This window comes from Sphingomonas sanguinis NBRC 13937 (genome assembly GCF_001591005.1).
In the GTDB taxonomy this organism is placed as follows: domain Bacteria; phylum Pseudomonadota; class Alphaproteobacteria; order Sphingomonadales; family Sphingomonadaceae; genus Sphingomonas; species Sphingomonas sanguinis.
The window spans coordinates 19,059-30,098 of record NZ_BCTY01000045.1; the positions used below are offsets into that span (position 1 = coordinate 19,059).

Here is an 11,040-nt window from a genome sequence, read left to right on the forward strand (position 1 = left end):
CTGTCGATAGATGTCGGTCGGTCCGGGCTCAGCGTGCCGTCAGCAGACGATCGAGGCCGGTTTCGCCAGTGCCGACCTTCTCCAGACGCGGATAGCGCGGACCGCCGCTATAGTTGAGCGTCACTTCGCGGAACCGATCCTGGTTCTTTATCACCAGCTTGACCGGCGTCTTCGGGTCCTTGGCGGCGAGGATCGCGGCCTTCAGCCGGTCGCCCGAATAGCTTTCGCCGTTCACCGCCTGGATTTGCGTGCCGACATCGATGCCCGCTTTGAACGCCGGACTGTCCCAAATTGAACTGGTGACTTCGCCGCTGTTCGCTACCGTCATGCCCAGCGAATAGCTGACATTGGTGCTGCCCTTTTCGCCCTGCTTGAAGGTCGCGGTCGGCGTGTCGGTATAGACCAGCTTATAGCCGTTCATGGCAAAGCCGTTGATCGGCGCGGGCTTGCCCGTCTCGGTGATCCGCTGGCGCAGGAAGCTGGCCCAGTCATAGGGCACGATCTTGTTCAGCGTCGCGGCGACATCGTCGAAGGTATAGGTCACCTCGCCCCAGTCGCCGTTGCGGATGCCGAAAAAGGCGTGGGCGAAATCGTCGATCGACTTGGCGCCGTTCGACTTTTGGCGGAGCATCGCATCGACCTCCATCCAGACCATCAGGCCTTCGTTGTAATAATCCTCCGACCGCTGCCAGCTAGTCCAGCCCTTGGGCTTGCGTGACGAGATGATGGGGTCGTTGGTCGTGTCGACCAGGTTGCGCCACTGCCGCGCGGGCGCGGTGTCGTAGAGCGCCAAGATCGAGGCATATTGGTCCAGCGTGTCCTGCTTCGACACCATGCCCGACCGGGCCTGGAGCACATAGCCCCAGAACTGCGTCTGGCCCTCATAGACCCAAAGCAGCGAGTCGCGCATCGGCGTGCGGTAATCGGGGGTCCACAGGTCCGCGCCGCGCCGGAACTTGCCGTCCCAGCTGTGCGTGAACTCGTGCGGCAGCAGGTTGCGACGGCCCGGCCCGGCATCCCATTCGGTGAAGTAACCCGGGGTCACGCCGTTTTCGGACGAGCGGTGATGCTCCAGCCCGATGCCGCCCAGCTGGTCGCTGATCGACAGCAGGAACTCGTAATGATCGTAATGCTGCGCGCCAAAGGCCTTAACCGCCTGGTCGACCAGCCGCTGGTGCGCGGCGATCTGCTCGGGCTTGGCATTCAGCTCGGCGGCGTTGTCGGCAAAGACGTTCAGGTTCACGCGCGGGGTCAGCGGGAAGACCTTGCCGTACTTGCCCGCCAGGATCGGCGAGTCGACCAGGATTTCGTAATTGGTCGTATCGTACGTGTAGGTCGACCCCGACGCCTTGGCCGGAACCGCGCCCGCCGCCGTCCAGCCGGCAGGGAAGGTCGCGGTCATCTGGATCGGGATCTGGCGGGTGTAGTAGCCCGCCGGATAGAGGCTGACCGAATTGGGCTGCAGCGAGATCATCGTCGGGGTGACGGCGATGCGCCCCTGATCGGGCTTGGTCGCCGACAGGAACTGGAACTCCAGGTCCAGCTGACGCGCGCCCGCCGGCACGTCGATATGGAAGGCGAAGACGTCGACCGGATCGCGCGTCCAGGGCAGGATGCGCCCGTTCGCCTTGATGACCAGGCCCGCCAGCTTCTCGATCTCGCCGCGCGGGGAATGGGCGCCGGGCAGCCATTTCGGGAAGAGCAGCGCCATCGGCCCTGCCTTGGCGACGGGGATGGTTTCCTTCACGCGAAAGATGCCGCGCTCCGTGTCGGTGGCATCGACGACCAGCTTGATCGTGCCCGGATAGGGGGTGTCGACCGGATCGGGGATGGTGTTGACGAAGGGTTCTTGCGCGGCCGGGGCGGAATTGCCCGGCGGAACCTGCGCCACGGCCGCAGCGGTGGAGGCGAGCAGCGAGGCGACGAAGACGGAACGAAGCGCGGAACGGATCATGGAAGGCCTTTTGCGGCGAAAGGAGATGCGGGCAGGTTAGGCACCCGATAGGCCAGTCGTCCAGACCCTTTCGGGGAATGCCCTACCCGGACCCGCCGCCCAGCACGTTCACCGTGAAGGCGATGACGCCCAGGTTGAAGATGAACGCCGCCAGGCACTGGCCCGTCACCACGCGGCGCATCCGGCGCGACGCGATCGACACGTCCGACGTCTGGAAGGTCATGCCCAGCGTCACCGAGAAATACAGGAAATCCCAATAGTCCGGCTCGGCCGTGTCGGGGAATTGCAGCCCGCCCGCATCGCCCCCTGCCTTGTTCTTGTCGCCCGCGCTGTAGAACAGGTGCGCATAGTGCAGGGCATAGACGATGTTGGAGAACAGCCAGGCGAGGATCAGTGTCGTGACGACCAGCGCGATGGTGACCACGCTGCTCCGCCCCCGCAACTCGCCGCCGACCGCGACCAGCACGACGAACAGCACGATCCCGCAAAAGACGAGGAGGACGGCGCGATTGGCATCGTTGCGCGCAGCCCGGCGACGCATCTTCGCGGCCTGTCCCTCACGCAACAGCGGCAGGAGCGATCCGATGAACAGCAGAGCGGCGGCATCGAATCCGGTCAGAACACCGCGTGTCATTCCGAGAACCGGCACCAAGCCCGTCGCGGCGCCGACCAAGATCAGCGCGAACAGCACGAAACGCGGCGGCGCGATCCGGTCGCCGATTTGGGTTTGCAGGCGCTGCCAGCGGGAGATCGTCATGACGCAGGGTGTACGCGTACCGGGGCGGACTTGGCTATGGGCGCGATCGATGCGACGAGGGCGGACGCCATGCGCCGATGCGGGGGGAGTCGCTGAGCCAGATCAACGCCAGCTCCAACCAGACATGCCATTCCGGCGCGATGAACGAATCCGCTCCCCACGCCGCTGCGCTGATCATCATCGATATGATCAACGACCTCGATTTCGAGGGTGGGGAGGAACTGCGTGCGCCCGCCGAAGCCGCCGCCGACCGGATCGTGCGGCTTCGCGACGCGGCGGACGCGGCCGGGGTGCCGGTGGTCTATGTCAACGACAATTTCGGCCAGTGGCATGCCGAGCGTTCCTCGATCGTCGCGCATGGCGGGCGGGAGGGGAGCCCGGGCCGCGCGCTGATCGCTGCGCTGGCCCCGCGCGATAGCGACTATTTCCTTGTGAAGCCGCAATTTTCGGGCTTCTACGCGACCAATCTGCCGGTGCTGCTGCCGCAATTGGGCGTTTCTCGTGTCATCCTGACCGGGGTGGCGGCGGACATCTGTGTGCTCTTCACTGCGGCTGACGCGCATATGCGCGAGTACGACCTGTGGGTGCCGGGCGATACGGTGGCGAGCGAGAGCGAGGATCATCGCCGCTGGGCGCTCGCGATCATGCGGCACAGCATGGCGGCCGAAATCCGGCCCACGACCGAACTGGCGCTGACCGACTGGTTGTCCCGCGACCCGTGATCGCACTCTAGCGCACGAGGCTTCGCTACCTTAGATAGCGCCACCTCTATGGCACGGATCGAAACCCCCAAGCGCGTGCGCGGCACGCAGGACATCTTCGGCGACGAGCAGCGCCGCTTTGCGCAGGTGCTGGCCACCTTCGAGCATGTCCATGGCCTCTACGCCTTTCAGCGGCTCGACCTGCCGGTGTTCGAGGATACACAGGTCTTTGCCCGCTCGATCGGTGAGACGACCGATGTCGTGTCGAAGGAAATGTACACCTTCCCCGATCGCGGCGGCGACCTGTTGACCCTGCGCCCCGAATTCACCGCCGGGATCGCGCGCGCCTATCTGACCGAGGGGTGGCAGCAATATGCGCCGCTCAAGCTCGTCACCTCGGGCGCGGTGTTCCGCTATGAGCGCCCGCAAAAGGGCCGCTATCGCCAGTTCCACCAGATCGACGCCGAAATCCTGGGCGCGGCCGAACCGGCGGCGGATGTCGAGTTGCTGGTGATGGCCGACCAGTTGCTGCGCGAACTGGGCATTGCCGAGGGCGTGACGCTTCAGCTCAACACGCTGGGCGATGCCGAGACGCGTGACGCTTGGCGCGACGCGCTGGTCGCGCATTTCGAGGCGCATCGGGATCAGCTGTCCGAGGACAGCCTGGTCCGGCTGGAGAAGAATCCGCTGCGCATCCTCGATTCCAAGGACCCGCGCGACCGGCCGATCGCCGATGCCGCGCCCGATATCGATGCCTATCTGACCCACGAGGCGCGCGCGTTCTTCGAGGCGGTAACGGCGGGGCTGGACGCGGCGGGGGTCGCCTGGACGCGCAATGCGCGGCTGGTGCGCGGCCTCGATTATTATCGCCATACCGCGTTCGAGTTCGTGACCGACCGGCTGGGTTCGCAAGGCACCGTGCTGGCGGGTGGGCGTTATGATGGGCTGATCGAGTCGCTGGGTGGTCCCGCGACGGCGGGCGTAGGCTGGGCGGCCGGGGTCGAGCGGCTGGCGATGCTGCTCGACGAACCGGAGAAGCCCGGTATCGATGCGGTCGTCGTGCCGATGGGCGCGGCGGCGGAGCTGCGCGCGACCGGCCTTGTCGCCGAACTGCGCCGCGCGGACGTCGCGACCGACATGGCGTTTCGCGGCAATATGAAGCGTCGCATGGCCAAGGCGAACGACCAGGGCGCGCGCTATGCGCTGATCCTGGGCGATGACGAGCTGGCGAACGGCCAGGTGCAGGTGAAGGCGTTGAAGACCGGCGAGCAGGCCAAGGTGTCGCTCGACATGGTGGCGCAGAGCCTGTCCGACCTGTTGTTCGAGGACGAGATCGCCGAGGATCATGGCGAGCAGCTTCCTCCCTTGGCGCAGCGTCTGACTACCGCATGAAGACCATCTCGGCGGAGCGCATCGCGCAGATCGAGGCGCGACGCGACGAATTGCAGGCGATGATGGCGACGGGCGATCTTCCCTCGGACCGCTTCGTCGCGGTGTCGAAGGAATATGCCGAGCTGGAGCCGGTCGCCAACGCCGCCGCCGAGGTGCGCCGGTTGCGGCAGGAGGCCGACAGCCTGGCGTTCATGACGCAGGACGGCGATGACGAGCTGCGCGAGCTGGCGGCGGAGGAACTCCACGCCAACCGCAACGCGCTGGCGGCGGCGGATCGCCACCTGGCGCTGGCGCTGTTGCCGCGCGACGCCGCCGACGAACGCGCCGCGATGCTCGAAATCCGGGCCGGAACCGGCGGCGACGAGGCCGCGCTGTTCGCGGGCGACCTGTTCCGCATGTACCAGCGCTATGCCGAGCGGCAGGGCTGGCGGGTCGAAGTGATCTCCGCCTCGGTGCCTGATACCGGCGGTTACAAGGAAGTCGTCGCCTCGGTCGCGGGGGCGGGGGTGTTCGCCAAGCTGAAGTTCGAGAGTGGCGTCCACCGCGTCCAGCGCGTGCCGGTCACCGAATCGGGCGGGCGCATCCATACCTCGGCGGCGACCGTCGCGGTGCTGCCCGAAGCGGAGGAGGTCGATCTCCAGATCGACGACAAGGATCTGCGCATCGACATCTATCGCTCGTCGGGCGCGGGCGGGCAGCACGTCAACACCACCGACTCGGCGATCCGCATCACTCATATTCCGACCGGGCTGGTCGTCATCCAGCAGGACGAACGCTCGCAGCACAAAAACCGCGCCAAGGCGATGAAGGTGCTGCGCACCCGCCTGTACGAGGCCGAGCGCGAGCGGCTGGCGGCGGAACGCGCGGGCACGCGGCGTTCGCAGGTCGGCTCGGGCGACCGGTCGGAGCGGATTCGGACGTACAACTTCCCGCAGGGCCGCGTGACCGACCACCGGATCAACCTGACGCTGCACCGCCTGCCCGAGATTCTGGAGGGTGAGCTGGATGAACTGATCGGCGCGCTGCTGGCGGAGGATGAAGCTGAACGGCTTGCCGCGCTCGATGGGTGAGGGGGGACCTGACCCCAACGTCCAATACGGGCCACCCCGGCGAAGGCCGGGGTCCAGTTGCTGCTGCTGTCGAGGCGCGCTGGGACCTTCACCTATTAGCCGCCCGAACCTGGACCCCGGCTTCTGCCGGGGTGGTCGGTATGCGGTGACGGACGCCCGCACCGCGCTCGCGCAGGCTGCTGAGCGTTTTGCCTTCTCCCCCACCGCGCGGCTCGACGCGGAACTGCTGCTCGCCCATGCCCTGGGGATCGAGCGCAATGCTCTGCTCCTCGACCTGACTCGTCCAGCGCCCGACAGCTTCTGGTCGCTGGTCGAGCGCCGCGCGCGCCAAGAGCCGGTCGCCTATATCACCGGTACGCGCGGCTTCTGGACACTGGACCTGATGGTGGGCCCCGGCGCGCTGGTCCCCCGCGTCGATAGCGAGACGCTGGTCGACGCAGCGCTCCGACACTTCAAGGGGCGTGCCCCCGCGACCCTGCTAGACCTGGGCACCGGGCCGGGCACGTTGCTGCTTGCCCTTCTCGACGAGTGGCGCGAGACGAAGGGGCTGGGCGTCGACCGTTCTCCGCAGGCGCTGCGATACGCCGTCGCCAACGCCGCGGCCTGTGGTCTGGCCGACCGGGCGCGGTTCGTGTGCGGCGACTGGGCGACTGGGCTGGCGGGGCCGTTCGACTGCATCGTCACCAACCCGCCCTATATCGGTACGGCCGAGCCGCTCTCGCCCGAGGTGCGCGATTACGAGCCCGGCACCGCGCTGTTCGCTGGGCCCGACGGGCTGGACGATTACCGCCTGCTCGCCCCCGAACTGCGCCGTCTGCTCGCGCCCGGCGGGGCGGCGGTGGTCGAGATCGGGCATGAACAGGCCGCGTCGGTCACCGCCCTGCTGGAGGCGGAAGGTTTAGCCGTCACCCTGCACCGCGATCTGGGCGGACGCCCGCGCGCGCTGCTGGCGCATTGAACATTCGCGGTCCATGCCCCATATTTCACTTGAAGGACATAGGTCTGACCCGCTAGAGCGGGCGCAGGGGCACGCGAACATCGGCATTGTCACCGTTTTTCGGGGCACCGTTCTTTCGGAGTCGATGCTTCGGGCCGATGCCCATACCCTTCGTCATGTAGTCGCTGCTGTCCGGCGGCCGTGGCAGCGCCCGACATCGGGTGCGACAGCTTCGCATCGCGCGAACCGCGCGCGGTGTCGGGAAAAGTGGACCTTGTTGGTTTGACGACTAAGGACGAACAGCTTGATCAATAATCGGCAGGCCGGCCGCCGTCGCGGTCGTGGCGGCAACAATAATGGTGGGCAGCGTCCGGGTGGTAATCCCGGCCGGGCCGACAATGGCAATCGCATCGACAACCGCGCGCGCGGCAACGCCAGCCAGCTGTACGAGAAGTACAAGAATCTGGCGACCGAGGCGCAGCGCCAGGGCGACCGGGTCAACACCGAATATTACTGGCAGTTCGCCGATCACTATTTCCGGGTGCTGAGCGAAACCCGCTCGCGCTTCGAGGAGCAGAATCAGCGCCGCCAGCGCGAGGAATCGCGCGACGATCAGTATGATGACGGCTTCGACAACGACGCCGAGGATTATGGCGACGAGGGCGATCCCATCCGCCCCGGCGAGCAGCAGGGCGAGGCCGAGCAGCCGCGCCGCGAGCGTCAGCCCAGAGAAAACCAACAGCGCGACAACCAGCCGCGCGAAGCGTATGCGCGCGACAATCAGCAGCGCGAAGAGCGTCCCCGGCGCGACCGCGACGATCGCCCGCGCCGTGAGCCGCGCGAGGATCGCCGCCCGATGCGCGCCGAACAGCCCGCCATGGCCGAGGATGCGCAGCCGGTCGTGACGGCTCCCGCCATGGTTCCCGAGGTCGCTTCGGCCCCGCAGGCCGAGGAGGAAGCCCCCCGTCGTCGCGGTCGTCCGCGTCGCGAGCGCCCTGCCGAGGTGCAGGATACGGGCGAAGCGACCGGCTTCGACGCCGATCGCCTGCCGCCGTCCCTGAGCGCCGCGCCCGAGCAGGACGCGGTGGCCGAGGAAAAGCCGCGCCGTCGCCGCGTCCGCGCGGCCGCCCCGGTCGAGCCGGAGGCAGCGGCGGGCTGATCCGCTCCGCTTGCTTCGGATGAAGACAAGGACCGGCCTTTCGCCTCGCGGCGGAGGGCCGGTTTTTTATGGCCGGCGATCGACATCCTCGTCATGCCCGGTGCCGGAGCTGAGAAAGACCAGCCCCATCAGCGCGCCGGTCAGCATGACCATGCCCCCGATCCCGCCGATCACGCCCAGCATCGTCACCCCGTTCAGCGGGCCATAGACCTGCGCCAGCGCAACCATCGCAAAGGCGACCGCCACGGCGGCAGCGACGGTCATCCACGCCATCATCGTCCGAAACCGCGCCCAGGCGAAGGCCGCCTGGTCGGGATCGTCGAGTCCGGGTGGAGGAGGGTTCATCGCCGGATTATGAGCGCGGGTCGCCCGCCCGGCAACCCGCCCGGCTGCTCATGGCTGGGGGACACTGCGGCGCATCGGCCGCTTCGACCAGAGCCCGTGCAGGATCGCGTTGATCTCCACCCGGATCGGATGGCGCAGCGCATAGACGACGACCAGCCAGGCCAGCACCCCGGCACTCGCACTCAGGCTCAGCAGCCCAAAGCCGACAGAGGACGGGCCTGCGATCCAGCGATAGACCGCGAGCAACGGCGCGACCGTCGCCAGCGTCGCGACCAGGCTCTGCGCATAGATGACCAGCATCGGCCGCCAGGCGAACCCGGTCAGCGGCTTCATCAGTCCGGCATAAAGGGCGAACCAGATCACGCCGTAGAAGAGTCGCGAGATCGCGGCCCATTCCAGGCTGACCATCGCGGCCAGGATTAGCAGGCCGATGGACAGGGCCGTGTCGATCGCGTTGACCAGCATCAGCCGCCGGATCTTGCCCAGCAGAATCGGCAGCTCGAAATGCAGCGGCACGGCCGCGAAGAAAATCTGCCCCAGCGCGATCCAGGTGAGCAGCGGCGCGACCCCCGACCAGCGCGGACCATAGAGCATCAGCACGATCGGCGTCGCGGCGACGGCCAGGAAGCTCATCGCGGGCCAGGTCACGCCGCTATAGGCCGCGACCACCCGCTGATAGGGGGCGGCCAGCTCCGCACCCGCATCGCGCAAACGGGCAAAGGCGGGATAGAAGACGCCGTCGACCGCCCCGCTGACCAGCATCTGCAACTGCGCACCCAGGCTGGAGGCGCGGCTGTACAGGCCGACGGCGGTCAGGGTCAGCACGCGCCCGATCACCAGGTCCGGGCTGCGCTGGGCGATGGCGTCGCTGATATAGAGGAGCGAACTGTTCGTTCCGAAGCGCAGGATGGGCCCGATCCCGTTCAGGCTGGGCGGGAAGGGCGGCCGGATACCCGATCGCCACTGCCCGATCAGCGCGCGGGCCGCCTGCTGCGCCACCGCTGCCCAAGCCAGCGCAAAGGCCGAATAGCCCGCCCAGGCCAGGCCCAGCGACAGCGCCGCATTGACCACCGCCGCGCCGACATTGACCAGGAACAGCGACCGGTAATCCATCCGCCGCTGCAACATGGCGCTCGGCACGATGCCGAATGGGACGATCAGATACGAACTGGCGATGATGACCAGCAACGGGGTCAGTCGGTCATTGGCGTAAAACCGCGCCACCGGCCAGGCGAGCGCCAGGATCACGAAGCCGATCCCCAGCGCGAAGATGACCGAGACCGAGAAACAGGTCCGCACCTGCGCCTCGCTCAGGTCGCGCTCGCCCGCGACGAAACGTCGGATGCCGAAATCCTGCAGCGCCGACACCATCATCGCGGCGGACAGGGCAATCGAGAACAGCCCCATCTCGGCCGGGCTCAGGAAGAAGCGGGAGATCAGCACGCTGACCACGAACTGGATCGCAAAGGCGATATATTGCGCGCCGATCGACCAGAGGGCCGCACCCCGGACCGAGGAGCCGCTCATCGGCGCGGGCGATTCTGGATCAGCGCGCGGGCCAGCTGCCACGCGCCCCGGGGGCGGTGATTCCGCACCAGCCGCGCGACCGCCCGCCACAGGCCGGGCACGCGGTGCGCCCCCGCCTCCCGCCCATCCTTCAGATGCGCGATGATCAGCGGCAGGCCTTCGCCCGCCAGCGTGTCGGGTGCGAAGAGGATACCGCGCGTCACTTCCGCCCGAACTTGGCGGGCGACACCGGGACGGCCAAAGGCGTGGTCCAGCGCCTCGATAGGCGGCAGCGTCTGCCAGCCATCGGACGGGTCGGGTCGGCCCTGAAGCCGCTCGATCCGCGCCAGCCGTGCGATGGCCGCGCCATAATGCTGGGCCAGGACATGGCGGTGCGACACCTGGGTGTCGGAATAGCGATAGAGCAGCAGCCGCTCGGGCAGATTGGCCATGCGGGTCCGCTCGGCCAGCCGCAGCCATAGGTCGTAATCCTCGCAATGCCGATAGGCGGCGCGGTAACCGCCCACGGACTCCAGCAGATCGCGGCGGATCATCACCGACGGATGACAGAGCGGCGAGCCCGAGACGCTGGACCCGAGCGCCTCGGCAATCGCCTCGGCGGTCAGGGGATGGTCGACCGTGTGACCGCGACGGGGTTCGCCCGTCTCGGTGATGCCGCGAATCTGGGTGCCGACCAGTCCGTGATCGGGATGGGCATCCAGAAAGGCGATCTGCTGCGCGAACCGCTCGGGCAGGGCCATGTCGTCGCCGTCCATCCGCGCGATATAAGGCGCCCGTGCCTCGGCAATGATGAGGTTCAGGCTGGCGATCAGCCCCCGGTTGCTCTGATGAATAACGCGGACGCGTGGATCGCGGGCGGCGTAGCTGTCCAGGATCGCCGCCGATCCGTCGGTCGAGCCATCATCCACCGCCACCAGCTCGAAGTCGCCGAACGTCTGCGCCAGGATGCTGTCCAATGCGAGCGCCAGATAGGCCGCATTGTCATGCACGCTAAGGGCGACGGTGATGCGGGGCGACGTCATACTCGTATCGCTCTGTCCCTATACGCAGCGGCTAAACAGGCTCTTAAACAAGGCGGGTGGGCGGTGCGAATCCCGAATGACGAATTCGTTCCCAGGCCGAGCGCGCCGGAATGAGCATCCAACCCACTGAAAGACAGTCGCTTTTCGATTTTTTGCAGAAAAATGGCAATTTTTGT

10 protein-coding genes are annotated in these 11,040 nt (G+C 67.2%); 5 read left to right on the plus strand and 5 right to left on the minus strand.

Annotated features, from left to right (window positions below; translation table 11 throughout):
- Positions 1 to 28: 28 nt before the first annotated feature.
- Positions 29 to 1,954 carry a M61 family metallopeptidase gene (locus SSA01S_RS15220; protein ID WP_061781043.1) on the minus strand — a complete coding sequence of 642 codons (1,926 nt, stop codon included), beginning with the start codon at positions 1,952 to 1,954 and terminating at the stop codon, positions 29 to 31.
- Positions 1,955 to 2,036: 82 nt separating this feature from the next.
- Positions 2,037 to 2,711, minus strand: a complete 675-nt coding sequence (locus SSA01S_RS15225) for a DUF1345 domain-containing protein (RefSeq protein ID WP_061781044.1) — start codon at positions 2,709 to 2,711, stop codon at positions 2,037 to 2,039.
- A 140-nt stretch (positions 2,712 to 2,851) separates the two neighbouring features.
- Between SSA01S_RS15225 and SSA01S_RS15230 the strand changes: the two genes are divergently transcribed.
- The 5 genes from SSA01S_RS15230 (at position 2,852) to SSA01S_RS15250 (ending at position 7,970) form a co-directional block, all read left to right on the plus strand.
- Positions 2,852 to 3,433, plus strand: a complete 582-nt coding sequence (locus SSA01S_RS15230) for a cysteine hydrolase family protein (protein WP_061781055.1) — start codon at positions 2,852 to 2,854, stop codon at positions 3,431 to 3,433.
- 48 nt (positions 3,434 to 3,481) lie between these two features.
- Positions 3,482 to 4,804 carry a histidine--tRNA ligase gene (gene hisS, locus SSA01S_RS15235; protein ID WP_061781045.1) on the plus strand — a complete coding sequence of 441 codons (1,323 nt, stop codon included), beginning with the start codon at positions 3,482 to 3,484 and terminating at the stop codon, positions 4,802 to 4,804.
- A complete protein-coding gene (gene prfA / locus SSA01S_RS15240; RefSeq protein ID WP_061781046.1) occupies positions 4,801 to 5,874 on the plus strand; it encodes a peptide chain release factor 1 in 1,074 nt (357 codons plus the stop codon). Before hisS ends, prfA begins: the two co-directional genes overlap by 4 nt.
- Positions 5,875 to 6,019: 145 nt before the next feature.
- On the plus strand, positions 6,020 to 6,832 hold the full coding sequence (gene prmC, locus SSA01S_RS15245) for a peptide chain release factor N(5)-glutamine methyltransferase (protein WP_061781047.1): 813 nt from the start codon (positions 6,020 to 6,022) through the stop codon (positions 6,830 to 6,832).
- Between the two features lie 283 nt (positions 6,833 to 7,115).
- Entirely contained in the window at positions 7,116 to 7,970 is an 855-nt protein-coding gene (locus SSA01S_RS15250; protein WP_061781048.1) for a DUF4167 domain-containing protein, read from the plus strand.
- Positions 7,971 to 8,036: 66 nt separating this feature from the next.
- Here the strand turns inward: SSA01S_RS15250 and SSA01S_RS15255 are convergent, their stop codons facing one another.
- The 3 genes from SSA01S_RS15255 to SSA01S_RS15265 are packed head-to-tail and all read right to left on the minus strand — an operon-like array spanning position 8,037 to position 10,864.
- Entirely contained in the window at positions 8,037 to 8,315 is a 279-nt protein-coding gene (locus tag SSA01S_RS15255) for a hypothetical protein (RefSeq protein ID WP_061781049.1), read from the minus strand.
- Between the two features lie 48 nt (positions 8,316 to 8,363).
- Complete coding sequence (locus SSA01S_RS15260) at positions 8,364 to 9,842, minus strand: oligosaccharide flippase family protein (protein ID WP_061781050.1); 1,479 nt, start codon at positions 9,840 to 9,842, stop codon at positions 8,364 to 8,366.
- The gene (locus SSA01S_RS15265; protein WP_061781051.1) at positions 9,839 to 10,864 is read right to left on the minus strand and encodes a glycosyltransferase; all 1,026 of its coding nucleotides are present in this window, start codon (positions 10,862 to 10,864) and stop codon (positions 9,839 to 9,841) included. Before SSA01S_RS15265 ends, SSA01S_RS15260 begins: the two co-directional genes overlap by 4 nt.
- Between the last annotated feature and the right edge of the window lie 176 nt (positions 10,865 to 11,040).

Coding starts and splice junctions, on each gene's coding strand:
- SSA01S_RS15220 (WP_061781043.1), bottom strand. CDS start 1,954: ATGATCCGTTCCGCGCTTCGTTCCGTCTTCGTCGCCTCGCTGCTCGCC.
- SSA01S_RS15225 (WP_061781044.1), bottom strand. CDS start 2,711: ATGACGATCTCCCGCTGGCAGCGCCTGCAAACCCAAATCGGCGACCGG.
- SSA01S_RS15230 (WP_061781055.1), top strand. CDS start 2,852: ATGAACGAATCCGCTCCCCACGCCGCTGCGCTGATCATCATCGATATG.
- hisS (WP_061781045.1), top strand. CDS start 3,482: ATGGCACGGATCGAAACCCCCAAGCGCGTGCGCGGCACGCAGGACATC.
- prfA (WP_061781046.1), top strand. CDS start 4,801: ATGAAGACCATCTCGGCGGAGCGCATCGCGCAGATCGAGGCGCGACGC.
- SSA01S_RS15255 (WP_061781049.1), bottom strand. CDS start 8,315: ATGAACCCTCCTCCACCCGGACTCGACGATCCCGACCAGGCGGCCTTC.
- SSA01S_RS15260 (WP_061781050.1), bottom strand. CDS start 9,842: ATGAGCGGCTCCTCGGTCCGGGGTGCGGCCCTCTGGTCGATCGGCGCG.
- SSA01S_RS15265 (WP_061781051.1), bottom strand. CDS start 10,864: ATGACGTCGCCCCGCATCACCGTCGCCCTTAGCGTGCATGACAATGCG.